This window comes from Vibrio sp. 10N.247.310.24, assembly GCF_041467175.1.
Lineage (GTDB): Bacteria > Pseudomonadota > Gammaproteobacteria > Enterobacterales > Vibrionaceae > Vibrio > Vibrio tasmaniensis_A.
The window spans coordinates 1-24,226 of the sequence record NZ_JBFSUD010000068.1 but is presented as its reverse complement, the minus strand read 5'-3'; the positions used below and the strand labels follow the sequence as shown (position 1 = coordinate 24,226).

24 protein-coding genes and 1 pseudogene are annotated in these 24,226 nt (G+C 43.2%); 14 read left to right on the top strand and 11 right to left on the bottom strand.

Going from position 1 to position 24,226, the window contains the following annotated elements; all coding sequences use genetic code 11:
- Positions 1-55: 55 nt before the first annotated feature.
- From AB6E08_RS17900 to AB6E08_RS17885, 4 genes are all read left to right on the top strand, one after another.
- Positions 56-514 carry a hypothetical protein gene (locus AB6E08_RS17900; RefSeq protein WP_372066325.1) on the top strand — a complete coding sequence of 153 codons (459 nt, stop codon included), beginning with the start codon at positions 56-58 and terminating at the stop codon, positions 512-514.
- A 407-nt stretch (positions 515-921) separates the two neighbouring features.
- Complete coding sequence (locus AB6E08_RS17895; protein ID WP_372066328.1) at positions 922-1,242, top strand: hypothetical protein; 321 nt, start codon at positions 922-924, stop codon at positions 1,240-1,242.
- A 304-nt stretch (positions 1,243-1,546) separates the two neighbouring features.
- On the top strand, positions 1,547-1,780 hold the full coding sequence (locus AB6E08_RS17890; RefSeq protein ID WP_372066331.1) for a hypothetical protein: 234 nt from the start codon (positions 1,547-1,549) through the stop codon (positions 1,778-1,780).
- A 49-nt stretch (positions 1,781-1,829) separates the two neighbouring features.
- Positions 1,830-2,585 (top strand): hypothetical protein, encoded by a 756-nt coding sequence (locus tag AB6E08_RS17885; RefSeq protein ID WP_372066334.1) that lies wholly within the window; start codon positions 1,830-1,832, stop codon positions 2,583-2,585.
- Positions 2,586-3,062: 477 nt separating this feature from the next.
- On the opposite strand, the gene AB6E08_RS17880 is transcribed toward AB6E08_RS17885, so the two are convergent.
- Together AB6E08_RS17880 and AB6E08_RS17875 are read right to left on the bottom strand one after the other, a co-directional pair.
- Entirely contained in the window at positions 3,063-4,691 is a 1,629-nt protein-coding gene (locus tag AB6E08_RS17880) for an ABC transporter ATP-binding protein (RefSeq protein WP_372066337.1), read from the bottom strand.
- A gap of 12 nt (positions 4,692-4,703) precedes the next feature.
- Positions 4,704-5,198, bottom strand: coding sequence for a hypothetical protein (locus AB6E08_RS17875; RefSeq protein ID WP_009846166.1), 495 nt, complete (start codon positions 5,196-5,198; stop codon positions 4,704-4,706).
- Between the two features lie 240 nt (positions 5,199-5,438).
- On the opposite strand from AB6E08_RS17875, the gene AB6E08_RS17870 reads away from it, so the two are divergent.
- On the top strand, positions 5,439-7,799 hold the full coding sequence (locus tag AB6E08_RS17870) for a Lon protease family protein (RefSeq protein ID WP_372066340.1): 2,361 nt from the start codon (positions 5,439-5,441) through the stop codon (positions 7,797-7,799).
- Between the two features lie 187 nt (positions 7,800-7,986).
- Here the strand turns inward: AB6E08_RS17870 and AB6E08_RS17865 are convergent, their stop codons facing one another.
- Positions 7,987-8,733 carry a flagellar brake protein gene (locus AB6E08_RS17865; protein ID WP_012601168.1) on the bottom strand — a complete coding sequence of 249 codons (747 nt, stop codon included), beginning with the start codon at positions 8,731-8,733 and terminating at the stop codon, positions 7,987-7,989.
- Positions 8,734-9,048: 315 nt separating this feature from the next.
- Here AB6E08_RS17865 and AB6E08_RS17860 point away from each other — a divergent pair, with 315 nt between their 5' ends.
- From AB6E08_RS17860 to AB6E08_RS17850, 3 genes are read left to right on the top strand one after another with little or no spacing between them, the layout of a single operon-like run.
- Complete coding sequence (locus AB6E08_RS17860; RefSeq protein ID WP_372066343.1) at positions 9,049-9,333, top strand: GNAT family N-acetyltransferase; 285 nt, start codon at positions 9,049-9,051, stop codon at positions 9,331-9,333.
- A gap of 10 nt (positions 9,334-9,343) precedes the next feature.
- The gene (locus AB6E08_RS17855; protein WP_372066346.1) at positions 9,344-10,519 is read left to right on the top strand and encodes a phosphotransferase; all 1,176 of its coding nucleotides are present in this window, start codon (positions 9,344-9,346) and stop codon (positions 10,517-10,519) included.
- Complete coding sequence (locus tag AB6E08_RS17850; protein ID WP_009846171.1) at positions 10,509-11,690, top strand: MFS transporter; 1,182 nt, start codon at positions 10,509-10,511, stop codon at positions 11,688-11,690. Before AB6E08_RS17855 ends, AB6E08_RS17850 begins: the two co-directional genes overlap by 11 nt.
- A gap of 108 nt (positions 11,691-11,798) precedes the next feature.
- Here AB6E08_RS17850 and AB6E08_RS17845 read toward each other — a convergent pair whose 3' ends face one another.
- Both AB6E08_RS17845 and AB6E08_RS17840 read right to left on the bottom strand, forming a co-directional pair.
- Positions 11,799-12,713: a DMT family transporter gene (locus tag AB6E08_RS17845; RefSeq protein ID WP_371995928.1), complete on the bottom strand. Its 915-nt coding sequence runs from the start codon at positions 12,711-12,713 to the stop codon at positions 11,799-11,801.
- 265 nt (positions 12,714-12,978) lie between these two features.
- Positions 12,979-13,881, bottom strand: coding sequence for a LysR family transcriptional regulator (locus AB6E08_RS17840; RefSeq protein WP_009846175.1), 903 nt, complete (start codon positions 13,879-13,881; stop codon positions 12,979-12,981).
- 114 nt (positions 13,882-13,995) lie between these two features.
- Between AB6E08_RS17840 and AB6E08_RS17835 the strand changes: the two genes are divergently transcribed.
- Complete coding sequence (locus AB6E08_RS17835; protein ID WP_372066349.1) at positions 13,996-14,304, top strand: putative quinol monooxygenase; 309 nt, start codon at positions 13,996-13,998, stop codon at positions 14,302-14,304.
- Entirely contained in the window at positions 14,304-14,699 is a 396-nt protein-coding gene (locus AB6E08_RS17830; RefSeq protein ID WP_009846177.1) for a RidA family protein, read from the top strand. Before AB6E08_RS17835 ends, AB6E08_RS17830 begins: the two co-directional genes overlap by 1 nt.
- Before the next feature lie 108 nt (positions 14,700-14,807).
- On the opposite strand, the gene AB6E08_RS17825 is transcribed toward AB6E08_RS17830, so the two are convergent.
- Positions 14,808-16,544 (bottom strand): ABC transporter substrate-binding protein, encoded by a 1,737-nt coding sequence (locus AB6E08_RS17825; protein WP_017101302.1) that lies wholly within the window; start codon positions 16,542-16,544, stop codon positions 14,808-14,810.
- Between the two features lie 91 nt (positions 16,545-16,635).
- Between AB6E08_RS17825 and AB6E08_RS17820 the strand changes: the two genes are divergently transcribed.
- Positions 16,636-17,919 (top strand): MFS transporter, encoded by a 1,284-nt coding sequence (locus AB6E08_RS17820; protein WP_009846179.1) that lies wholly within the window; start codon positions 16,636-16,638, stop codon positions 17,917-17,919.
- Between the two features lie 95 nt (positions 17,920-18,014).
- Here AB6E08_RS17820 and AB6E08_RS17815 read toward each other — a convergent pair whose 3' ends face one another.
- Positions 18,015-18,908: a DMT family transporter gene (locus AB6E08_RS17815; protein ID WP_372066353.1), complete on the bottom strand. Its 894-nt coding sequence runs from the start codon at positions 18,906-18,908 to the stop codon at positions 18,015-18,017.
- A 123-nt stretch (positions 18,909-19,031) separates the two neighbouring features.
- Here AB6E08_RS17815 and AB6E08_RS17810 point away from each other — a divergent pair, with 123 nt between their 5' ends.
- The 3 genes from AB6E08_RS17810 (at position 19,032) to AB6E08_RS17800 (ending at position 20,808) form a co-directional block, all read left to right on the top strand.
- Complete coding sequence (locus AB6E08_RS17810) at positions 19,032-19,514, top strand: MarR family winged helix-turn-helix transcriptional regulator (RefSeq protein WP_009846181.1); 483 nt, start codon at positions 19,032-19,034, stop codon at positions 19,512-19,514.
- A gap of 28 nt (positions 19,515-19,542) precedes the next feature.
- Entirely contained in the window at positions 19,543-19,944 is a 402-nt protein-coding gene (locus AB6E08_RS17805) for a hypothetical protein (RefSeq protein WP_009846182.1), read from the top strand.
- Between the two features lie 345 nt (positions 19,945-20,289).
- Positions 20,290-20,808 carry a hypothetical protein gene (locus AB6E08_RS17800; protein ID WP_372066357.1) on the top strand — a complete coding sequence of 173 codons (519 nt, stop codon included), beginning with the start codon at positions 20,290-20,292 and terminating at the stop codon, positions 20,806-20,808.
- 199 nt (positions 20,809-21,007) lie between these two features.
- Here AB6E08_RS17800 and AB6E08_RS17795 read toward each other — a convergent pair whose 3' ends face one another.
- The 4 genes and pseudogenes from AB6E08_RS17795 to AB6E08_RS17780 form a co-directional block, all read right to left on the bottom strand.
- Positions 21,008-21,535: a hypothetical protein gene (locus AB6E08_RS17795; protein ID WP_232281801.1), complete on the bottom strand. Its 528-nt coding sequence runs from the start codon at positions 21,533-21,535 to the stop codon at positions 21,008-21,010.
- 350 nt (positions 21,536-21,885) lie between these two features.
- Complete coding sequence (locus tag AB6E08_RS17790; RefSeq protein WP_009846185.1) at positions 21,886-22,767, bottom strand: AEC family transporter; 882 nt, start codon at positions 22,765-22,767, stop codon at positions 21,886-21,888.
- A 257-nt stretch (positions 22,768-23,024) separates the two neighbouring features.
- Positions 23,025-23,711 (bottom strand): DNA-3-methyladenine glycosylase I, encoded by a 687-nt coding sequence (locus AB6E08_RS17785; protein ID WP_372066360.1) that lies wholly within the window; start codon positions 23,709-23,711, stop codon positions 23,025-23,027.
- Between the two features lie 155 nt (positions 23,712-23,866).
- Positions 23,867-24,181 (bottom strand): annotated as a pseudogene (locus AB6E08_RS17780) (GNAT family N-acetyltransferase); the annotation flags it as partial.
- Between the last annotated feature and the right edge of the window lie 45 nt (positions 24,182-24,226).

Sequence of the window (24,226 nt, the reverse complement as noted above, 5' to 3'; positions counted from 1 at the left end):
TTATCGCCCAAACTGGTTAAATTTTAACAGTGACAACTACCCTGCCAGATAGGGTGTGGAAGAGTACGGCTTAGCGGCAGTAGAAGAGTATGAAGACAATATCCCCTCATTAGGCATTATCTGGATTAGCTCAGATCTCCATGAGCCTGATTTTGATCCCAAAAGCTATAAGCCAACTATTTTGCATGAATTTGCGCATATTCTTGGCGTTGGAACTTCAAGTGACGTGTTTATAGACGATTCAAAAGAGATTGCCGGTAAAGGTTTTTGTATGGAAACCAGCAAAGCAGTTACTGCCTACAATGAAGCTTATAATAGAGATTATGAATGCTTGCCATTTTCCGACGGCGGTCATTTATACGATTACATCAATGGGACTGACGACAAACGCGGTAAGGATTCTAAAGGCCGAACTATTCCGCCAATGCCTAAAGAGTTAATGGCTAATGGTGATGACTTGGGACCGGTGACGTTGTCAATTATTGATGATCTAGGCTTTGAACTTTACGACTAATTCTAGGGCGCCCTTTACTGGGCGTTTTTTAAATCTTCAAAGCTAATTCAATTACTACTTTAGGTCATACGGGGCGTGTAAGCCAAATCACTTTTGCCCCATTGTTGGATAGAACTTTTACTCATTCATATCCTGTTCATGGGGTTTTGCCCTACTAAAAGTTATCCATTCTTCTAATGCTGTTCGTCGTGAATCCCCATGTTGTATTACGGGGATACTATCAACGGAACTTTCAACCTTCCCTGACTATTCGCAAGTGTAACGCGCCAGTGTTTGAGCGCTAGCGAGCAATTAAACCTATGATGTATATCATTTATTTGGCAATCAAAAGGGCGCATAATGAAAAAATACGGTAACTTGCCGCCTAGATAGCGTTAGGGCTATCGAAAAATTGGTTAGGAAGCAATATGTTAAAAAAAGATCAAGTAGTGGAAATTCTAGAGAAACATGGTTTTGAATTAGGAAATACGAGTAATTTTGGAGACCAATATTATCTGGCTTTTGATAATGGCTGGAAAGTCTCAGCGTATTGTTCTTTTGATGGTAATCCATTTGCCGGAGCGGTAAACAAAGAGGTTTATGAGGATGTAACACTATGTCTTGCTGATATGATCGGCACAAATTTCGAGTGTACGTCTACCGACTCGCTTGAAAACAATATGGTTAAGATTCTAAAACGTCTAAATGAAAACTCAGACGATGATGAGGTATTAAAGTGTCCGAAATGAAAAACTAGATATGTGCAAATAAAAACGCCAACTAGAGGGCAAAAGTGGAAGCCGTTTTTATCATGCTCTGGAATGATCATTAAAGGTCGAGGGGCTAATAAAGGTGCCCTATGTGATGGAACATCAAAAAAAATTCCTGCCTTAGTCAAGCTATAGCCCTACAAACTGTTTAAGAGTGATTCGCAACACGTGGAATTTTTACTATGCGTTGGTTTAGTTTTTAAGGTGGTATGCGGGAGCTTCGGTATTGCGCTGTTCACACCTTAACAGGGCTTTATTTTTATTTATATCAAGGAGTTATACTATGAAAGCTAGAGTTAAATTAAATCAAGGTGAAGAGTTAAAGCATGATAATCATCGTAGTAAAGGTACAATGGCTGAAACTGATATCGACACTTATTCAGTTGTAAGTCAAGATGGCAATATTGTAGGCAAAGTTATCTACACTGATCATACTGCAATCAGAGGTTTCAGGAGAACCCAAACTGTTGTGCAAACTGATAGTTCAGGCAAAGTAATCGTCGATGAGTCTTGGTAATAGAAACACATAATAAGAACTTCAAACGGAGGAAATGTGTAAGTGTTTAATGTTTAACAATCTTGAAAAAACGATATTGAGATATCGAACAAATGAAATGATGCGTTTTCTGTTTCATATCGAAGACCTGCGAAAGTTTTTGGTTGGATCCATTGAAGCTTCGAACCTTTTTCTAGATGAGTCCGATGAGCGGTTTTTCAACAAAAAGAAAAAAGTAATGCCTCAAGTCTGGAAGCGCATCATTGATGACAATATTCTTAATGCCAGTGAAGTGGAAGATTTGAAATCAATAATTGATAAGAGAAACACTATTGCTCACGAGGTTCATAAGTTTACGCGTGATCTACATAGCGAACTAAAAGAATATACAAAGACACATCATTTCGAGCCAGAATATGATTATGGAGCCTTAGAAAGGTTATTAAAGTATAAAGTTCGAATTGAGAGTAAATGGAAAGGAATATTCGAGTTAAGCTTTCGTAGTCTTGATTTTGAGTTGGCAGACCAATTCTATAAATCTGAAAATACTTACCTGCGTTACAAGATTGATAAGCTATATGAGCAAAGGCGAAAAATTGTAGAATCAGCGAATAAAGAGCTGGAAGAGATTAGCTTCCCTAATTATGAGGAATACCCCAAAAATAACAAAAATTTCCGAGAAAATGGTAGCCTCTCAATGCGAGGTGGGGATACTTGTAGAGGGTTACTCAGCAAAGGGTTGTCTTGTTTAGCAGTCAGTATTTTAATGGACATTGACGTGAAAAGAGTCGAATACCAAAAGCGAAAACTTCAAAAGCGTACTTAACAAGCATTTAAGGTTTCAAGATACTTTTTCTAATCAGGCAGAAGCTTGTTAGTGCAATAGTTCTAGCACGTTTCTGTCCAAAAACGAGTTGAACGAAGCCGCTCTGCGACTATGACCCGACTATCAGCTAACCCTGTTTAAAGTTCGTCAACTTGAGCAAACCTTCATAATCACTGGCTCGAATCGCTGAGTTGATTTTTTATATACGCCAGAAACGAAAAATGTCGCATCCATGCGACATTTTTCTTTTGGCGGCCAAACCAGTTTTGCTATATCCATTCTAGATTTCAATCCATTCTACTCTTCATACTTGAAGCTGCAGCGTTGTTAACTGCCTAAGTTCACCCTAATCACATAGAGCCCCTATGCTCATAGGGCTGAACTTATTTGTTGCCTAGCTGCAACTCCAATTATTTTGAGTATCGATAAATATTCAGAATGTACATATAAGACGCTGTTAATGTTGATTAGTTCCCTTTACGCGGCATTTTTTTTCGACTTATTTTCTAAGTCGAATGACGCTGCGATTAATTTCTTGGTGTAGTCATTTTTCGATGCATTGAAAATCTCTTCTGCAGACCCTTCTTCCATCACTTCACCTTTCTGCATCACCAAAACACGATCCGATAAGGCTTTGACTACCGAAAGGTCGTGGCTGATGAATAGGAAGCCGATATTGTGCTTGGCTTGAATGTCTTTCAGCAGGTCAATCACGGTCAGTTGTACTGAGCGATCGAGTGCTGAAGTTGGTTCATCCAGCAAAATGAAAGAGGGCTCAAGAATCAATGCGCGAGCAATTGCAATACGTTGTCTTTGTCCGCCCGAGAACTCATGTGGATAGCGGTTAATTGAATTTGGTTCTAAGCGAACCTCAATCAATGCTTTGCGAGCTCGTTCTAATCTTTCTTTCTTGGATAGATGAGGTTGATGTACCGTTAAACCTTCAGTGATGATTTCCCCAACGGTCATGCGTGGTGATAAAGAACCATAAGGGTCTTGGAATACCATCTGTACATCTTTCTTGAGCTTGTGACGTTCTTTATCGGTTAACAAACTCACATCTTGGCCTTTGTAAACAATACGTCCGGTACTTGGCAGTAAGCCGATCAGTGCGCGTCCTAGTGTTGATTTTCCTGATCCAGATTCACCAACAATGCCTAACGTTTCACCTTGTTTTAGGGTCAATGAGATGCCTTTTACAGCTTCGAAATATTGACTCTTACTCTTAATGAAGTGGGATTTCACCAAGAATTGAACACGGATATCATCGGCACACAGTAGCTCTGGCGCCGATGCTTCTACAGGAACCTTAGCGCCTTTCGGAATTGAGTTGATCAGCATGCGTGTGTAATCGTGCTTAGGATTTTCGAATAACTCTTGAGTGAGTCCTTCTTCGACCAATTCCCCTTTACACATCACGAGTACTCGATCGGCAAAGTGTTTCACTACACCGAGATCATGGGTAATGAACAAAATCGCCATGCCCATCTTGCTTTGAATTTCTTTGATAAGAGAAAGCACTTCAGCCTGAACTGTTACATCTAAAGCCGTAGTCGGTTCGTCTGCAATCAGAATGTCTGGTTCATTGATCAGAGCCATTGCGATCATGATGCGTTGCAACTGGCCGCCTGAAAACTCATGTGGGTATTTGTTGTATGCCTGTTCTGGCATCGGTAGATGTACAAGGTTGAAAAGCTCAAGCACACGCTGCTTCGCTTGAGATTTCGATACATTACGATGACACATAATGGCTTCAGCCACTTGTGTGCCCACGCGCAGGTATGGGTTGAGAGAGGTCATTGGTTCTTGAAAGATCATTCCGATCCTGTCACCACGAATTGACTGCATCTCTCGTTCAGTCTTTTTGAGTATCGACTGACCTTCAAATTCGATTTCCGATTGAGCATCAATAATGGCGTTGTCAGGAAGCAAACGCATCAAAGCGTTGGAAGAGACAGATTTACCTGAACCCGATTCGCCAACAATGGCCAAGGTTTCACTAGAATTAAGAGTAAAGTTAATCTTTTTTACCGCATCAATGATTCCATCATTGGTTATGAATTTAACGGAGAGATTGTTAACTTTAAGAATGGCCCGGTCCGACATGATATATCCTTATCAATTTAAGACATTAGGTGAAGATTGAACTTCTGAAGTGGTTTTAAGTTGCCCAAAATGGTGATGAGCGCGTTGAATTTGTTCTAGCTCGAGCATCCAATGTGAGCTGCGCTGAGCACTGCAAAATGCGATCAGGTGATTGAGTAAATCTTCGCTCTGCTTTTCCAATAACCTAAAGGTACGTTGAATCAACTCTGTACCTTCAAGAGAGATAAATTGCATCAATGCATAAGATTGGTTCAAGGTGTCGAAGGCTTGTTGCTGTTGGCCTAAACGATTGAGAATCTCTGATTGAGCGACACTGGCGTCTCTAAGGCCTGAAATTAAGCAAGCAAACTGGCAGGGTTTGATGTCACTTTGGTATGCCGCGTTTTGGATGTGATGAGGAAGAGAGGTGAGAACATCATTATAGAGGCGCTGTGCTTCGGGCCAATGACCTTGTTCCATTAACTGTTCAGCTTTTAGGTAGTGCATCCAGCAGCGTTCAATTTCCATGTCCACATCCTTAATTTTAAATATCCTAAAATGTTAATGATATTTATTATCAATTGCAAATTAAAATCATTCACGTGCTAAGTTGGTGAATTAAATCTCTCGTTATTGCTAAAAACGGGGCAAATTGTGTGTTATTTGTTCAGTTGAACAGCTGTGCAGCGTAAGTCACTAAATTTATAGGTAATTACATCTACACTGATTTTATCTACACCCAAGTAATGAAGGACTAAGGAGGCGGCGATGGCGATGCAAAGACTCAATACAGAACAGCTGTATAAGGTAGCGGAACTCGATAAGCTACCATGTAAGTCGACCAAAGAACTGGCTCCAATTGACGAAATCGTCGGGCAAGAACGTGCACAAAAGGCCGTTGAGTTCGCGATGTCAATTAAGGAAAAGGGTTACAACATTTATGCGATAGGTCGAAATGGTCTGGGTAAACGTACCATGATCTTGCGCTACCTAAACCGACATCCTCAAGAAGTACAGGAGCTTTTTGATTGGTGCTATATCGCGAATTTTGAAGACATTCGTACACCTAAGGTGCTGAAATTGCCTCGTGGTGTTGGCAGCAGTTTGAAGCAAGATATTGAAAATCTGATGCGTAAGCTTCTTAAAGCAATGCCACTCGCATTCGATAACGAGATGTACTTTAACCGCGCTGACCGATTAAAAAATCAGTTGGCCGCTAAGCAACAAGCGGCGTTAGAAGCGATCAGTCAAGAAGCAAAAGATAAGGGCATTAACCTGACGATCACGACTCAGGGTGACTACCAATTTGTCGCGATGAATGGCGATGATCTTCATACCGAAGAGAGCTTCGACTTACTCACGCCAGAAGAGCAAGATCAATTCGATAAAACCATTGATGGATTGGAAGTCGGGCTGCGGACCATTTCTCGTGAACTGACCGAGCTTGAAGAGACGTACACAGAGAAAGTTCAAAAGTTGAATGATGATACGGCGCGAGATGTTATTACCCACTTCATCAAGCAGTTGAAGCAAGATTACAGCCAATATCCTGATATTAAAAAGTACCTGACAGCACTGCGTAAAGACATTGTCGACAACGCAGATATTTTCTTAGAAGAGAGCACAGAGCAAGCAGAAGTTGCGACCGCCTCTTTGGATAAGAAAATGCCACGTCGCTACAAGGTGAACGTGATTGTGAGCCAGAACGAGGAGACTCTGCCGATCGTGGTGGAAGAGAATCCAAATTATCACTCTCTGTTTGGTTATGTCGAGACGGCAACGTTCAAAGGCACCGTATTTACGGACTTCTCTTTGATTCGTGCAGGTAGCTTACATAGAGCCAATGGCGGCGTCTTGCTGATGGATGCGGTCAAAGTACTTGAACAACCTTATGTATGGGAAGGCTTGAAGCGCGCGCTGCGTTCGCGTCAATTGAGCTTCACGTCATTAGAAAAAGAGGTCACGTTAACGGGGGCGGTATCGCTTGATCCTGAGCCTATTCCATTGGACGTTAAGATCATCCTGTTTGGTGATTATCGAACTTATCAACTACTGCAACATTACGATGCGGAGTTTGGTGAATTGTTCCGTGTGACGGCCGATTTTGAAGATGAGATGAAGCGTACTGCGGATTCTGAAATGCATTACGCACGCTTCATTTCAAGCATCGTGCACGACAACAACATGCTGCATTGTGATCGCAAAGCGATTGCTCGCATCATTGAGCACAGTTCTCGTCAGGCGGGTGACCAAAGTAAGTTGTCGTTGCACTCGGCACACATTGCCAACCTGCTTCGTGAGTCAAACTACGTGGCGAAAGGGGCGAAGTCGAACCTGATTCGTGCTACGCATGTCGACCAAGCGCTATCTAACCAACAGATGCGTGTCGGGCGACTGCAAGACAGCGTCATGGAAACCTTCACCAACGGTACAACACTGATTCATGTGGATGGTCAGGCGGTTGGGCAGGTCAATGCGCTGTCTGTACTCAGTACGACTGATCATATGTTTGGCGCACCGAACCGGATCACGGCAACCACGGCTTATGGTGACGGTGAAGTGATTGATATAGAGAGAAACGTAGACCTAGGTGGCAGTATTCACTCGAAAGGGGTGATGATCTTATCGGCTTACCTTTCTTCGGTATTTGGTAAGACAGCGAAAGTACCGCTTACTACCAATATCACTTTCGAACAATCGTATGGTGGCGTCGATGGTGATAGCGCGAGTATGGCCGAGTTCTGTGCGGTAGTGTCTGCATTCTCTAAGCAGCCGAACCGTCAAGACATCGCGATTACCGGTTCGATGAACCAGTTCGGTGAGTCCCAGCCTATTGGTGGTGTGAATGAGAAAATTGAAGGCTTCTTTGATGTGTGCGAAATCAAAGGACGTTCAAATGAGCAAGGGGTGATCATCCCACGTTCAAATGTTCACAATCTGATGCTGCGTAATGACATCGTAAAAGCGGTTGAAAAGGGCGAGTTTAATATTTGGGCTATCGACCATGTGACCGAAGCGATTGAGCTGTTTACAGGCAAAGCCGCCGGTGAGGCGAGTGACGAGGGGAGCTATCCAATCGATACTATCTTTGGTATCGCTCAAGCTAAACTGAACGCACTGCGTAAATAGTCTAATATCTATAGACCCAGCTAGCTTTTTAATTAGATAAGCGTTTGAAAATTAGACAAATAAACAAAACTAAAAAGCCATCGACATAAAAATCGATGGCTTTTTTTGATTGCGACTTTGCTCGCTATTGAGTCGTCTGTATCTGGTCTGCTTACGGTATTCGGTGAAAGCAATGTGCTAAATGACTTTACCTATTTCGCAAACAGAGCTTGGTGCCATCGAACTTCAGCTTCGCCAACAAGTGTTTGGCATTAGAGCGGCCAATATCATCAAATTCTACCCCGTATCGAGCGTAATGCGTTGATTTTTGGAGATTACAGATGATGCCTTTCAATGGCGGTATAAGTGGGCCATTGTAGTTCTCAGGTGTAACTTCAATAGATACTCGTTCGGCAATTTGAATCGCACGAGAAGTCGGTGAGGTAACAAAACGACAACCACTTTTCGATAAGTCTCTAATCTCACAGTTTGCTCGTTGATCGTTGAAGATGATTCTGGAAGCTAAGTTCACCTCGTAGCGTGTCTCTTTACGCAGTTGGGTTACTTGCATCGAGCTTGGTGTTGAAAGCACAAGTATAGGGAAGGGATCTCCGATCCTATGGTGAATTTGGCTTTTAAAGTGGATAAGAGCGCCTTCTCCTCGCAGAGAGTACGCACGAGCTGTCATCCAAAAACCTTCTTGGAAGAAAAAGCTCAGATCGTCGTTGGATACGTCGGGAACCTCAACCACAATGCAGTTATCACTGTGCGTACCGATAAATTTTGTGGTGGCGAGAAACTTAGTGCCAACTGGAGTCGATACATTTAATGTCAGTTCACTGCCGTGCTCTATCATAGCCAGTGCATCGGTGCTATTTAACGTAGAAACGGTGCGGTTACGAGGATCTTGAAGTGCCTGATTATGCTCCAAAGGCTTCTTCAGTGGTGCGTTCATTATATGTTCTCCATGCGCCAACATGCGTCTGTTTGTTATATTGGTAACTTACTAATAAGGGGCAAATACGTGCTAGATTTAGTAGGTGCAATTACATAAATTAAGTGCAATTACATATGCTGGCTAAATGTACCTGCATGGTTTTATAGAGTGCCTTTATCTTTACAAATTCGTTATTAAGCCGGTGGCACAGAGTTATTTACTTTGTTTGCAAGTACTTAGTTCTATTTGTATGAGCTTGAGATAGTCTATTACAAGGAATGAATACTTCAAATTTTTATTGTTTGTCGTATCAATTATTTTCAGGAGTTGAGAATGCACGCAACAAAATGGGATCAAGAAGCGAACCAGATCACAGTTGAGCTAAAACCCAACCAGTTCGCGGTTGTTAAGTATCAAAAGGACGGAGATGTACTACATATCACATCGACACGTATTCCTGATGAGCTTCAAAGTAAGGGCTTCGGTAAGGTGATGATGGAGTCGGTACTGCCTGAAATTGAACAAGCAGGTTTTAAAATTGTACCGATTTGTAGTTATGTGATTCACTATATGAATAGGCAGCCACAGTGGGCTCATCTTCTATCCGATAAAGCATAGCAACGAGTATATGTCTCAATCAATATCGTCAAAAAATATCGCTCAACCGATAGCGAATTCAAGTCAAAATCAGCCAGAGCTTTATCAACAAAAGTTTTATCAAAATGAGCTTTATCAAAAAATAGCGGCCTCACTGGGTTGTCATCAAGGGTTTGATGTCCAGGTAATTCAAAGCCTATGGGGCGGGTATGGTGAATTAGTTCGTTTGATTTTTTCCAAAGAAAGGCGTTCTTCATTCAACAGCGTGATTGTTAAACATGTCGCATTGCCAGATAAAGCAGAACACCCAAAGGGTTGGAATACCAAACTTTCTCATCAACGAAAGGTGCACTCTTACCAAGTTGAGACCGCGTGGTATCAGTCGTTTACCCAACAGTGGGATGAGCGTTGCCCTGTACCTGTAGGGCTGCAATGTGAGTTACAAGAGCACGAGTGGCTGATTGTGATGCAAGATTTGGCCGAAATCGGTTTTCCGTTAACTTCTCAGTTTGATGTGCTTGCTGCTTTTGATGATTCAGCAATCCAAGATACTCAGTCTGATCTGGCGTCTGGTTACACACTAGAAGAGCAAAACCAACGCGATGCTTGCCTTAAATGGCTCGCTAACTTTCACGCAAAGCACATCAATGTAGATCAAGAACATTCAGCTTCATTGTGGCAAGTCGGCACATATTGGCATTTAGACACGCGGCCTGACGAGTTAAACGCATTGGCTGATTTATCGCTTAAGAGCCAAGCGCAGCACATTGATAATCTATTAAGGACGTGCCCATATCAAACCTTGGTACATGGTGACGCCAAGCTCGCCAACTTCTGCTTTGATTTAGACTGTGAGCGCGCTGCTGCCGTTGATTTCCAATACGTTGGGCGTGGTTGTGCGATGAAAGATGTGGCCTTGTTCATGAGCAGCGCGGTTAGGCCGCAAGATTGCGCAGAGCTTGAATCAGAAGTGCTGGATGCTTACTTCCAGCACTTGAAAGAAGCACTCATGCACTATCAACCACACCTTTCGTTCGATGATGTTGAAGCCGCATGGCGACCAATGTTTTACGTGGCATGGGCTGATTTTCAACGTTTTGTTAAAGGTTGGAGCCCTGAGCATTGGAAGATCAACCCGTATACCGAGCAACTAACCTTACGAGTGCTTAACCAATTAGACGAACAGGAGTCCGTCAATGTTCGATAAAACCGCGAGCTGGAAAACGCCGCAAAACTTCTTATTACTGATTTCAATTGTTGTCCCTATCGCGTTTTCGAGCTGGATGGCGCTGCTTAATAACTTCGTTATTGAGAAAGCGAATTTTGATGGTGCGGATATTGGTTTATTGCAAAGTGTTCGTGAGATCCCTGGCTTCTTGGCCTTTACTGTGGTGTTTGTGTTGGCGTTCATTCGCGAGCAACGCTTCATGTTGATATCGCTGGCGATGCTCACGGTCGGTACGGCGATTACCGGTCTGTTTCCTTCACTCACTGGCCTACTGCTGACCACCATTTTGATGTCGACGGGTTTTCACTATTTTGAAACGCTCAAGCAGTCTTTGTCACTCCAATGGCTGAGTAAAGAAGAAGCACCTGAGATGCTTGGTAAGATGATCTCCGTTGGCGCGTTGGCCTCGTTAATTACTTATGGATCAATCTGGGTGATGTTAGAACAGCTGAAGCTCGATTTTGCTTGGGTGTACGGCATTACTGGCGGTATTGGTTTTATTCTGGTTTTGGTGATGACCTTTGGTTTTCCTGAGTTTCAAACCAAGACTCAACAAAATAAGAAATTGGTGCTGAGAAAGCGTTACTGGCTCTACTACGCGCTCACCTTTATGAGTGGTGCGAGAAGACAGATCTTCACGGTATTTGCTGGCTTTTTAATGGTAGAGAAGTTTGGTTACTCAGCTGCTGACGTAACGCTACTGTTCTTAATTAATTACCTGTTTAACTTCTTATTCGCAAAACGTATTGGTCGATTTATCGGTGTGGTTGGAGAGCGCAAGGCCCTGATCTTCGAATATGTTGGTTTGATTGGTGTGTTTGTCGGTTATGGTTTGGTACAAAGCGCGGAATGGGCAGCGGCGCTGTATGTTGTCGACCATCTGTTCTTTGCACTCGCATTAGCGATCAAAACCTATTTCCAGAAAATCGCCGATCCTGCCGACATGGCATCAACAGCAGGTGTCTCTTTCACCATCAACCATATTGCAGCGGTTGTTATTCCGGTCGTATTTGGGGTGATTTGGTTATCGTCCCCTGCAACGGTTTTCTACATAGGTGCTGCGATGGCGGCGGTATCTTTGGCGTTGTCTTTAAACATCCCTAAGAAGCCCGAAGAGGGCAATGAAGTGCGAATGTTTAGCTGGCGCTAACTCTCGATAAAGACTAATAAAAAGCTCCAATAGTGATATTGGAGCTTTTTTGTATGTACTAGATGGAAATATCTAGTCAGCTTCCGGTAGGGTTAGCTTTCAGTAGGATTAGCTTCTTGCGGTTTTTAATTCACCACGTAACTTGAAGATTCCTTTTGGTGCCTTAGTCAACAAGATGCCACAAAGCAGAGGAATCATCATCACCAGTGACTGTTCAGACAGCACTTCTCCATTGATGTAGCAAGAGATCAGTAGTGCAACCACAGGGAAAATCAGGAAGCAGATAGACGCTTGGAACGGCGTCGAAACTTGTCCGAGTTTAAAGTAGGCAACAATGCCGCCAACACTCGCCACAAAGCCTAGGTAAACTACCGCTGAGATTGAATCCCAAGTGAAGGATTCAACATTCACGTTTTCACCCATCGCCGAAACGGCGAATAAGAATAGAGAAGCGATCAGACTTGGGACTGCGTTGTACGTCAGTACTTCGATGCCTTTACAGTGCTTTTGAACTAACACATACATAACAGCGTGTATTGCCACAGCAAGACCTAAGCAAACTGTACCAACTAGGTAGTCATCGCCACCCATCTGCATTTCATTACCGAGGATCAAACATAGGCTTACAACAGCGGTAGCCAAACCAAATATTTGGTGCTTAGCCAATCGTAGGCCTAGGAATAGGCCTGACATCAACATCACAGCGACCGGCATGTTAGCGAAGATGATCGACGCTAGACCAGAAGAGATGTATTGCTCGCCATAGATCATCAAAGTAAATGGAATCGCAAAGTACATCAGCGCAACAATCAGCAACCATTGACGCTTGCCTTTAGGAAACAGCAGTGGCTGGTTGAAGACTTTCGCTAATACCGCAAGCAGAGGTGCAGCGAGTAAAAAGCGCAATGCAGTAGCAAAAATTGGTGGGATAGAATGCAATGCCACTTCCATTGCGAACCAAGTGGTTCCCCAAATTAGGCAAACAGAGACAAAAAGCAAGATAGTTAGCGACTTCGAATTCATGGTGACTACTCATTAATAATTATTTTAAATCATAGGCTTGTGGCGCCTTAATGATGTGGCACAGTATAAGGAGGCCGTCGGAGAAAAATTTTGTCTTTTTATCTCTAATTGCAATGTCTCATGGAAAGATAATCTCTAATGTGTCTATTTTTTAGAAAATAAATTCAAATTAGGTAGCATGAAGAAAGGCATCATTCTTTGTAAGGTTTAATGTTGGTCGATAAATCGTCAGTTTAGCGACGTATGGAAATTTGGTTGAAAGATATTAAGAATAAGATTCAGCGTGTTGTTTTAGGTGTTCAATAAAGGCGCGAATTCTGGCTGGCACCTGTAACCCATAATTATGTACGACATAGAAAGAGGCTTTAAGAACTTGATCTTTGGGCAAGATGTTTACCAATGTTCCTTTTTTCAGGTCTTCTTCAATTGCTTGTTTAGGTAAACAGGCAATCCCCAACCCATTTAAGGCCATCATGCGGATCGTCGGAACGCTATCTCCGATTCTACTTGCCCTGAATTGATACGTGCTTACTTTGCCCTTATTAATTTCAAAGCTTCTTTGGCTGTTGATTCCTTCCCACTGATTGGCAATGTAGTCATATTGGGAGAGGTCACTTGGCGTGATTGGCTGCGGTATTTGCACCTTAGTAAGATAATCTGGGTGACAGCACAGTACTTGATGAAGCTCTCCGAGCTTAATTGCACGAGACGTTGAATCAGGAAGAGCCCCAACAGTGACCGACAGGTCTATGTATTTCTCGATAAGATCTACGCGCATATCGTTGGCCAATAGTTGAGGCTCGATACGAGGGTGGCTTTTCATAAACTCACACATTGCAGGTCCAATAAGATGTGTCATCAATGTGTGTGGGGATGTGATGGTGATAGTGCCTGCAAAATCAGAACAGGACTCGCGTACTTCTTCTTCCGCAAGCGACATTAATTTTCGCATTTCTAAGCATCGTTGATAAAAACGTTGTCCAGCGTCGGTTAAGGATTGGCGACGTGTTGTTCGAGTGAGCAATTTCACACCAAGGTGTTGCTCAAGCCCTTGTAAGTGATGGCTAACGACAGATTTTGAGAGATCTAGCTTATCAGCCGCTTTCGTTATGGAGCCCGATTCTACAATTTGGGCGAACACTTGCATGCGATGTAATTCGTTTTTCATGGTGGTTCATTGTCTTATTAAATCGAACTATGTTTCAAATATTACTGTATTTATCTATTTTAACAAACAAGTAAGATTCTCCTCGTACCTTAACAAAATAAGAAAACGGAGAGAATGATGACTATTTTAGTGCAATTTACCTTGAACCATACTGAAGATAAAACGGCAGAGATCGTTGAGTTTTTTAATGAAATATTGCCAGATACTCGTACTTTTAACGGCAACCTTTCTGCGGAGCTTTATCAAAAAGATTTGGCAGAAAATTCCTTGGTTTTATGTGAAGAATGGGAAAGTACCGCTCACTTTAATGAATACATTGCTTGGCGCAAAGATATTGGTGATTTTGACCGTTTAGGCGCGATGCTTACGGATATGCCAATTATCACCGTCATGTCAAAAATCGTCACAGCCTCTGAGGCGTAATGATGAATAAGATATGGAGCCCTTCTTCAGTACCCGCTCCAGCCGCTAATTATCATCAATGTGCGTTGATCCCCGCAGGTTCAACGCGATTGCACATCGCTGGGCAACTAGGGATTGATAGCGAAGGAATGGTGGCTGAAGGTGCGGAACAACAGATTGTACTGGCTTGGAAAAATCTGAGAGGTGTGCTTCAGGCAAACCAAATGGATATCGAAGATTTAATCAGTGTAAGGCTGTACTTAGTGGACCGGAATGATATGTCTGACTATCAAGCCGCAAAGCAGCAATTGCCTTTCGATGTTGGTGGTCTCCCAACGACATTACTGTTTGTGCAAGGGCTCTTTGACGAGCGATGGAAAGTTGAAATTGAGGCCGAAGCAGCGAAACTGATTTAAGTCGATCTCTGTATACTCAATTGATACGAAAGACATGATATGAAGCAAAAAGCCCCTTTATTTAATCAGACTATAAAGGGGTGATTTCTTATCTAGAAATATTGCTATTCAGCGACGCATAGTGATTTGGTTGAAATCGATCCAACCATTCGCCAGCTGCTCAACAGGATTAACTGTTTTAGCATAATTGAGTTGCTGTTTTACGTGGAAAATCGGTCTATAAACACCGAATTCTATTAATTGTGCCTCAAGCTCTAGAAAGGCCGATTGTCGCTGGTGGTAGTCATTGAGAACCCATAGCTGTTCAAGGCTTTTGTTACGCCACTGTTTTTGCTCGTCAGTTAAACAAACCTCTAAGGCAATAGAACTTTGTAGCCATCCCATCCAGCTGCTGTCGAGATTGTCTGAAAACACTTCACCACTGATCAATATATCCGCATTTTGTAGGTTGCTTTGTTGGCAAAAATCTGGAAATTCGAGCACCTGATATTCGCAGCTAAAACCAAGTTCATTAAGTTGTTCACAATAGTGGCGAGCCATTTTTATGTGATCAAACAGCTGATAGGTTAGGATTTTTATCGGTTGTTTAGGCTTGTTTAGTTTATCTGCGAATTGTCGAGCCACTTTTAATGCGTCTTTGTCATTCGCCGTCACTAGCTTAGATTTCGATGGCTGACTAGACGTCGACAGCATTCCATATGCGTAGCCGACAGTATTCAGAGGAATGTCTTTCGCGACACCAAGTAAACGCAGTAAATCATTCAGTGACCTAAGGTGTTGTGGTTCTGCGAGCCAAGGGTGGCGATGTGAGTTGAGCAAGGCGTACTCGCAGCCTTTCTCCCACTGCTCTATCTCTGCTAGCTCGTTCTGTAATAACGATTGTTGATAGTGCGGATATGAGTGAACAATGTCGCAGTGCATTTCATAGTCTTTGGCTTTATCGCCAACATTCCAAATCTCAATGCCGTCTACCCAAGGTCGGTGCCCATAGTAGGCCTTGAAAGCTTCGAGTCTGGTTAGCCACTCTGACTGTTCCACTAGTTTAAAGCTGCCACTTCCAATGATTTGTTCTCCTACTTTCTTGGCAATACCTGCGGCAGAGCTCGATAGTAGCGATGGAAGGTAGCCTGCGTTGGCATTGATAGCAAAACAGAGGTGAAGCGGATCGATAACCGTAATGGTAGAGATGCATTTAAATTGCTGACTATTGTGATGGCTGCTGCCGATCAGGCGTAGAAAGTGCGCTTTGATGTCTTGCGCTAGAATCGATGAGCCGTCATGAAACACTAAGCCTTTTCGCAAAGTGAAATACCAACGATTTTCATCTTGGGACCAGTCAATTGCAAGATCACCTTCAAACGAGTGAGTACGCGTGTTGAAACGCAGTAAGTTACTGAACAGGTAACGGGTGATGTGTGCTTCAGTGCGTCGTGTCACTTCAATCGGGTCTAGGCTATGTGTGCCTCTATAGAAAGGGATTTGCAGAATATCGAGCGTAGTCGGCAAGCTCTGATAGCGGCTGATATAACCAAGCAGGAACAGATCGCGTTGCGACTCTTCAATAAGCTCTAAAGCTTGGTCGACCTTGTTTTCCGATAGTAATTCATCAATCCTCAGTTCCAACTCATGGTTCACGTTTTTGAGTAGAGTGAGTGTGGGTAGGTTGCCCCGTCCAACGCCTGACTTCCAATCAATCCAGCCTTCGTTTACTAGCTTTTTGATAATCAGTTGAGCGTTGCGTTTGGTACAACCTAGAGCTTCAGTAATTTCTGTAAGCGAAAGTTGAGTTGGTTGGTTAATGAGTACCCGAGAACGTAAAAATGCCAGTGCCTTCCAGTAATGCATAAAGGTGAAATCCTTGCTGAATCTTTCTATTTTTCTTCATCTTTTAATCTCGATAATAGGGTTATTCGATTGTTTTTAAAAGGAATGAAAAATGGAAGGTGTAAATAAAGAAGAGGCTACGTCCTCTATTTGGAAAAGCTCGAGCTTTATTGTGTTGTTTTCGACGGCGTTCTTCGTTGCATTTGGAACCAAGATTTATGACCTTGCTCTGCCCTTGTTGGTGTACGAGTTAACACAGTCTTCAGAGATGATGGGGTGGATGAGAGCGGTCGAGTTTTTGCCCAATCTACTCTTAGCGCTGTTCATCGGTGTATGGGTTGATAAGTTTAATAAAAAGCATTGGTCACAATGCATGTTGCTCGGACAAGTGCTGGTGTTGGTTATCTCATATATTGCAGTGCGTTGGCTTTCCAACCCTCTATATGCTTTGTTTCCGTGTGCATTCCTGATGATGGCGTTTAACTATGGTTATCACAATGCACGTATCGGGATGATGAAAAACGTTTTACCTCAGTACATGCAAAATACCGCCATCGCAAGAATGAGCTCTTTGTACAGTTTGCTAGAAACGGTCGGCCCGGTTTTGTCTGGTGGTCTGCTTCTGTTATCCGCGTTACATAATGTGTTTTTACTTATTGCAGTGATGTATGTGCTAGCGTTTTGGCAGCTCAATAAATTGGAATTCAAGCCGGCTATGCCCGTTGCTCATCAGTCGGTGATTAGCGCACTGAAAGAGGGTTGGCTGATCTTGTATGCGAACAAGAACATGTGGCACATTACCTTAGCAGTGATGGTGATAAATACCACGGGAGCGGTATTTTGGATTCAAGCTATCTACTTTGCAAAAGCAGAGCTGGCTTTAAACCATATGGAGGTGGGCTACCTGATTGCAGCATCTGGAATCGGAGGGCTGTTAGGTTCGTTTACTGCTGACAAAGTTCGTCAACGCATCGGCTTAGGTGTTTTACTTATGGTCTCTATTGCACTTGAAGCGGTCGGTTTTATTATTCCTGTATTATTCATAGACGGCGACCAAGCTAGCGGACTTTTAATGTCATCTTTTGTTGGTGATGGGCTGTTTAGTCTTGATGGTAAATGGGTATTAATGGGCGCGTTTATGTGGGTGAGTGCGATTGGCGTGTACAGCAGTATTTGCATCTGGAGTTACCGGCAAGAAGCTTTCGATGAGCAACATTTAGGCCGAGTTGCAGGCATTACGGGATCTTTATTTAAATTATTGATGCCCTTTGGGTTAGCGGCTTCCGGTTATTTGGTAACAGTATTCGACGTGCCAAATATTTTTGTGCTCTGCTTCATTATTCAATTATTTACCGCTTTAGCTCTGCTGATGACCAAAGTCCGACATATTGAGTAGAGCGCGACTCTTTGGTTCTTTGAGAGTCTAGCCACCAACAAAAAACGCGCCCTCAATGAGGCGCGTTTTTGAGCAATACGTTTAAGAGGCTGCGTCTACTGCGTAACAGGCTTAACTTGTTTGGACTGTCTTACTGCCAGAATAAGTTGTGGTAGCAGCGACATCACTATCATGCCGGTCATTAGCGAATACTGGACTGCAGTGAATGATTCACCCATTAACACCATGCCTGTCACGATGCCAGCTACTGGGTTTGCGATGCCACCGAAGGTGAAATCAACTACGGACATACGTTGCAGTAGCCACACATACATGCCGTAACCCAGGGCAGTGTTCAGGATAATCACCCAAACAAGTCCTATTGCGTTACGAGTATCGAAATGAGTGACAGCGTTAACATAAGGCTGTGGGTCGATGAGCGCATGAACGCCAGACGCGACAGATAAAATCGTACCGCCTAGAATCAGTTGCCACGTTAATACCTTCCACCAGTGCATGCGATTACCCAGTGACTTGGTAATGCTACTGCCGATAACGATACACATGATTGCAGCGAACATGGCGCCTAAACCTATTGGGTTTAATGCGATTTGACTTGGATTAAACAATATCCACGCCAATGTGATTAATCCAACACCAGACAAGGCTTGAATCAATTGCGGACGCTGTTTCTTTACTACCCAATGGAAGATCATCGCAAACACTGGCACAGAGATCATACCTACACCGGAGATTGCCGAAGGCAACGTCAACGCCATCACGAAGATTAAGCTAAAGAAGGTCGCAATATTGATAAGACCCAATGTGAAAATGATCTGCCATTCGCCTTTTTGAGGCAGTGTCGGTTTTACTACTAGCAATAACAAACCAGCAGGCAACGCACGCAAAGCACCCAATAATAAGGGGGGCCATTCCTGTAGCGTAAATTGCGTCACTGCATAGGTTGTTCCCCAAAAGAACGCGGGAATCATTGCTAATAATATGTTCATATGAAATATCTTTACATTAAGATAATAGTTGTATGAACTGTATACCTAGATCATATGGTTGTAAAGTATCTTTATGTTAAACTAGTTTGAATTAATCAGACTAACAACGGAGCGAGATCGCAAATGGATGCTATCGACCGCGTAGTAGAGCAATGGGCAAAGGAAAAGCCTGAATTAGAAACTGAGCCAATGGCAATGATGGGTCGGATTATGCGTATTGCCAAGTATATGGAGACGCAAGTTGCCGAGCTTCATAAAAAATACGACATGAAGCTGGGTGAGTTTGATGTGCTGGCGACGTTGCGACGTTCTGGAAAGCCTTACCGACTGACGCCATCAGAACTGATTGGGTCGATGATGCTGACATCTGGTGCGATGACCAATCGCCTTGATAAGCTAGAAGCCAAAGGGCTGATCAGCCGTGAACACAGCAAAGAAGATAGACGTAGCGTGAGTGTTCAGCTAACCAAAGATGGTCTTATTCTGATTGACCAAATGATGACAAAGCATGTCGAAACGCAGAAAAAACTGGTTAAGTCATTGTCTGCGAGCCAGAAGAAGAACACCAACCAACTTCTGAAAACATGGTTGAGTGCGTACGAATAATTTTTAGGTGGCTGAGTAGGGTACGACTATGGACAGTATTCAAAATAATACGGAAAAAACAGATATGCTTGAGAAAGTAGAGCGCGTTGTATTAATTAATGGATTGGAATATGAGGTTAGCGGAAATGTTCTTAATCTTAAGCTAGGCAGAGCGGGTGGAAAGGTAAAAATCAAATACGATTACGCGACGAATTCATACGTCTACAACTGTAATGAGTATGCTATTGGTTTTTCCAGTCTCATCTTCTTCGTTCTTTCGTTCAATACTCTGTATCAAGTTGATCACCAAGCATGGTCTGGTTATGTCGCGGGTTTGATGTTCGCTGGAGCAATATTCAATTTGATCCAATTAGTGCTATCTCACGTCCAAATGTTAGACATTAAAGCACAGCTAAGAGAAGTCGGTATCTACCTCAAGTCTGGCGCGTAAGAGCCTTTAGCATCTTGTGTATCGTGAACAACTGAACAACTTAGCCATTTCTGAGTAACGAGTGGTTAAGCCCTGCCATCGGTGGTTATATGTCCAAATAAACAGCGTTAACACTAATTCTTAGTGCTGTTTTTACTTTCCTCTTACACACTTTTATTATATCGAACCTAGTATCAAATTTCTCTTGGTTATACAGGCAAGCTTCTCATTATGAAGAACTTTTTCGATAGCGAGCTCATGCTCTCTAGCTCCTTGAACTTCGTTCTGCTGTCACTTGGACTCACGCTCCTCTTACATATTCCAATTTGGTGTGGATTCAACCTGAGTCGGCGAAAATGGAAGCGTATGGATTATTTATGGCCGTTTTTAGCGGGTATCGGAATGCTTGGTGCCGTGTCTGAGATTAGAGCGAAGGTGGCGGGTGATTGGGTTGAAACCGAACAAACCAGAGCGGTGGCGATTTTAGAATCGGTTCAGCAGTTCTCGTTGGATAAGTTGAGAAGTGATACCTGTACAGGTCAGCCATCTTTAGATAATTACGCTCAGTACCACGACGCGTGTTTGTGGTATTTGAATACGGCGATTACGTTTAAAGATATCGATTTCACTTTGTTACCTAATGCATCGGATTTTACGGTTCCTGCGCCTAGCGTGTCGTTAGTTGAAAGTGATGCGGTGTGGGTGGACGGTATGCTGAGTCAGTATGAAAAGCAGAAAAACCAATATATAAAAACCAGAGAAGCGCAGGTGAAGCAGCCCCTAGAAAGTATCTTTTGGTATGTGAGTCCTTACTTAGTGTGTTTCGCGATTGCACTACGTCTTACTAAGGTGACAGCAGAGCTCAAGTTGGATAAATGCTCATAGTTCACTGAATGTTTGTAGTTCACGGTTCATCGCTATATCAATGGGTAACTCAATAGCTAGGCAAGCGTATAACTTTAGGTAAGCGTATAACTAATAGGATGTGTCTGAATTAGAGATAAAAAAATAGCGTCAGTATTGAATTACTGACGCTATTTTTATGTTGGATCCAACAGTAGCGGAAAGTTGTTTATAAAGGTGGCTACTTAAATTGATATCTAACCGAAAGTTGTAATTGAGGGCCGTAAAGACCGTTGTTTTTGGAAGCAACTGCAAACACGGCTTTATCTGTGGCATGGAACCTGGCTCCAAACGTAAAGATTGAGTGCTCTCCGTTAGAACCCGCAAGCACATGGGCTTCTACTCTCTGAGTGATCCACGCTCGAATACCCGCATTAAATTCGACATAAGCTTTCGTTTCTCCAGCTGCGTATGAGTTTTTGTTGAAATGGAGTAGCAGCTGCGTATTTAAGTCGATCCCTTGAGTTATTGGACCATAAACTTGAGGGCCGATGTACGCATCAAAGTTGCTTTCATCTTCGGCTGTGTTGGTACTAAGGCCGCCCAAAATCGCCAAGCTATCGTTGATGTCGCGTCCACCATCCACGCTTAACCCCATAGGCTTTGCTTGCATCCCAAGTTCTACAAAGTCCGTTGTGAAATTTGCCGCAGATATAGCTTGATGAGAGAAGAGGCATAGCAGTAGAGGTATTACATTTTTAATTTTCATATGACTTACAAAAGATAGTAATAGTGGAGTAAAGCGCTTGGTCATGCTTTATTTATTGTCACGCCAAAGCGATGAAGTTCTTCGAAAGTTAAGTCAAAGAAAATGTGTGTTCTTGTTGTCCATCTTGATTGTGCTGTATAGGGGGGCGATAACCCATCCCTTTGCTTGATGATTGTATATTAAACATAACTGCAATAACCAACAACGATTTTAATTTTTTTTGTATAGCTCTAAGTTCTGGTTCAATTATGGAAATAGTTAATCCTAACTTTCTGAACACAAAAATGGGCAGTTTATCTGCCCATTTTTTATAACTGTAATGAATGACAAACCTTCCCTTAGATCGAGATTCAACTCGATATAGACAGTGCGAACGACAACAAGATTGGTAGGGTAACCACACTTAGGAAGTTACCAAACAACACCATAGACGCGACCTTAGGGGGCTCGACATTGAACCTCTCTGCAAACAGGTAGTTCATCACAGCGGGTGGCAGCATGGTGAACAGTACCATCATTTGTAAGTGCAGCGTCGGCAGCGGGATAAAGAAATAGATGATGGTAAAAGCGATCGCCCCTGTAAACAGCGATTGAGCCGTACACAACAAGCCAACTTTTAATCCGCTCAGCCTCAAGTTGACCATTTGTGAACCCAGCGACAGCAGCATGATAGGAACAGCAGCTTGCCCAAGCAGTGATGTGGCTTCGTAGATCGGATTCCACACGGTAATTCCAGACAGGTTGAGCGTCATCGCTAGTGCAGCCGCTAAGAAAATTGGCATCTTGAGGATCTGTTTGATCGGATTACCGTCGCTCAATAGCGCTAAGCCAACACTAATATGGACACATGCCGATACCACAAATAGTAATACCGCAGGGGCTAGTGCGCTCTCGCCAAAGGTATAGGTGAATAGGGGAATGGCTAGGTTGCCACTATTACGGAACATGTGTGGCGGAGCCCAAGCCTTGAAATTGAGCTTAAAGATCTTACAGATCGGAATCATCAATAAAGCAGGCACTAACACCGCGACCAAAGAAGCGGTTATGAGTGGCAATTGCTCTGTGTCGAGAGGCATGGTGGTCAGCGATGCAAACACTAGCGCAGGGATGCACACATCCATGTTGATGCGATTGATCGGTTTGAAATCGGGCTTTAGCCAACGACCGACCGCAAAGCCAGCACTGGCTAAAGCAAAAACGGGAAACAGAATGCTGATGACCTGTTCGAACATAGAATTCCTTTCTAGGTTTAGTACCTCCATTTAGCGGAGAAACGAATGTTTTAGAGAGCGCTATAGATACGTATGAAATCGAGATGTATAAACATTAACCTATCAACATAATGACTTGGCGTCACCGAAGATCGTTGTCTGTCAGCGGTTAATTTACATTTCTTTGAATGAGGCACAAAAAAGACCAGTGGCATCCGCAACGGGTCTTTAAAGGCTAGATAAATCTGGACGGGTTCTTTAATTAACTATGGTGACTACTAGACGCGATTATCACCACAGCTGTAGGCAACGATCTGGCTGATTTCGCTCAGGCTACGACCTGATTGTTGCTGCCATTCGTTGAAGGCTTTACCCGCTGCCAGTTGTGCTCGCTTGGTGTTACGGCCGCTATCTAGCACATCGGTACTGCGTAGGTGCGCTTCAACATCCGACGACAAGATGAAGGTGTCTTTGCCCATTTGGCGCAGAGTGTAGGCACCAGTATTACCACCTAATCGCTTGCCGTGTTTTTTCAGGTAATCCCACAGATCTGTGATACGTTCTGATGGCCAGTCGGCAACCATTTGCGAGAATGAATCGGCTTCACGCTTGGCATTGTGGATCATGGTGGCATTCGCAGGGATGGTCATCACTTTAGTGAGGTGGCGAATAATGCGCGGGTCTTGCGCTTTTTGTTCCCACATCTCATTTGGCAGAATCAGCATTTTCTCGATGTTGAATTCAAAGAACACCTCTTCAAATTGCGGCCATTTCTTTCTCACCACATTCCACGAAATACCACACTGGAATACTTTCTCAGTAAAGGCGGCTAGCCAACGGTCGTCGGTGATTTGCGATAACTCGGCTTGGGAAAGGGGCGCACGAACAATCTTTTCGAGTTCGGCTGCTCCGCCTTTACGGTGAGCTGCACGTTGATAAATAGTGTCGAATTTTTCTTGGGTCATTGGAGGTTCCAAATTACATCTGTGTATCTTGAGTATGTAGCTAATGCTCAATGATATGGGGTCAAATCTGGCAATTAAAACAAGTCGATTAACTAAATAAGTCTGTTAATTAAAACAATCCTGGTAACTAAAATTAACCTGACAATTAAAATGAACTAGCAGAGCTTTAATTCCATCTGATACAAGGGCCACGTTTTGCCATTGAACTCTTTCACGCTCGGCTCTTTGTCGACTACCTGAAATCCCGCTTTGTCGTAGCAGCGTTTTGCTCCGTGGTTTTGCTTAAATACGGCCAAGGTGATGGTGGTGATATTTGGGATTTCTTTCGCCGCCTCTAAGGCCGTTTCAAGCATCAATTGCCCTAATCCTTTGCCTCGTTGGTTTGGGTGAATCGCGACTCGGCAAAAGCGAAGTTCATTGTCTGACATGCGTTGAAACTCCATAAAGCCAAGCAAGTCATTTAATGCCGATCGTTTAAGAAGACTTGAACGATCTTGCAGTTAGCAGATAATCCC

Coding starts and splice junctions, on each gene's coding strand:
- AB6E08_RS17895 (WP_372066328.1), top strand. CDS start 922: ATGTTAAAAAAAGATCAAGTAGTGGAAATTCTAGAGAAACATGGTTTT.
- AB6E08_RS17890 (WP_372066331.1), top strand. CDS start 1,547: ATGAAAGCTAGAGTTAAATTAAATCAAGGTGAAGAGTTAAAGCATGAT.
- AB6E08_RS17885 (WP_372066334.1), top strand. CDS start 1,830: ATGTTTAACAATCTTGAAAAAACGATATTGAGATATCGAACAAATGAA.
- AB6E08_RS17880 (WP_372066337.1), bottom strand. CDS start 4,691: ATGTCGGACCGGGCCATTCTTAAAGTTAACAATCTCTCCGTTAAATTC.
- AB6E08_RS17875 (WP_009846166.1), bottom strand. CDS start 5,198: ATGGAAATTGAACGCTGCTGGATGCACTACCTAAAAGCTGAACAGTTA.
- AB6E08_RS17870 (WP_372066340.1), top strand. CDS start 5,439: ATGGCGATGCAAAGACTCAATACAGAACAGCTGTATAAGGTAGCGGAA.
- AB6E08_RS17865 (WP_012601168.1), bottom strand. CDS start 8,733: ATGAACGCACCACTGAAGAAGCCTTTGGAGCATAATCAGGCACTTCAA.
- AB6E08_RS17860 (WP_372066343.1), top strand. CDS start 9,049: ATGCACGCAACAAAATGGGATCAAGAAGCGAACCAGATCACAGTTGAG.
- AB6E08_RS17855 (WP_372066346.1), top strand. CDS start 9,344: ATGTCTCAATCAATATCGTCAAAAAATATCGCTCAACCGATAGCGAAT.
- AB6E08_RS17850 (WP_009846171.1), top strand. CDS start 10,509: ATGTTCGATAAAACCGCGAGCTGGAAAACGCCGCAAAACTTCTTATTA.
- AB6E08_RS17845 (WP_371995928.1), bottom strand. CDS start 12,713: ATGAATTCGAAGTCGCTAACTATCTTGCTTTTTGTCTCTGTTTGCCTA.
- AB6E08_RS17840 (WP_009846175.1), bottom strand. CDS start 13,881: ATGAAAAACGAATTACATCGCATGCAAGTGTTCGCCCAAATTGTAGAA.
- AB6E08_RS17835 (WP_372066349.1), top strand. CDS start 13,996: ATGATGACTATTTTAGTGCAATTTACCTTGAACCATACTGAAGATAAA.
- AB6E08_RS17830 (WP_009846177.1), top strand. CDS start 14,304: ATGATGAATAAGATATGGAGCCCTTCTTCAGTACCCGCTCCAGCCGCT.
- AB6E08_RS17825 (WP_017101302.1), bottom strand. CDS start 16,544: ATGCATTACTGGAAGGCACTGGCATTTTTACGTTCTCGGGTACTCATT.
- AB6E08_RS17820 (WP_009846179.1), top strand. CDS start 16,636: ATGGAAGGTGTAAATAAAGAAGAGGCTACGTCCTCTATTTGGAAAAGC.
- AB6E08_RS17815 (WP_372066353.1), bottom strand. CDS start 18,908: ATGAACATATTATTAGCAATGATTCCCGCGTTCTTTTGGGGAACAACC.
- AB6E08_RS17810 (WP_009846181.1), top strand. CDS start 19,032: ATGGATGCTATCGACCGCGTAGTAGAGCAATGGGCAAAGGAAAAGCCT.
- AB6E08_RS17805 (WP_009846182.1), top strand. CDS start 19,543: ATGGACAGTATTCAAAATAATACGGAAAAAACAGATATGCTTGAGAAA.
- AB6E08_RS17800 (WP_372066357.1), top strand. CDS start 20,290: ATGGATTATTTATGGCCGTTTTTAGCGGGTATCGGAATGCTTGGTGCC.
- AB6E08_RS17795 (WP_232281801.1), bottom strand. CDS start 21,535: ATGAAAATTAAAAATGTAATACCTCTACTGCTATGCCTCTTCTCTCAT.
- AB6E08_RS17790 (WP_009846185.1), bottom strand. CDS start 22,767: ATGTTCGAACAGGTCATCAGCATTCTGTTTCCCGTTTTTGCTTTAGCC.
- AB6E08_RS17785 (WP_372066360.1), bottom strand. CDS start 23,711: ATGACCCAAGAAAAATTCGACACTATTTATCAACGTGCAGCTCACCGT.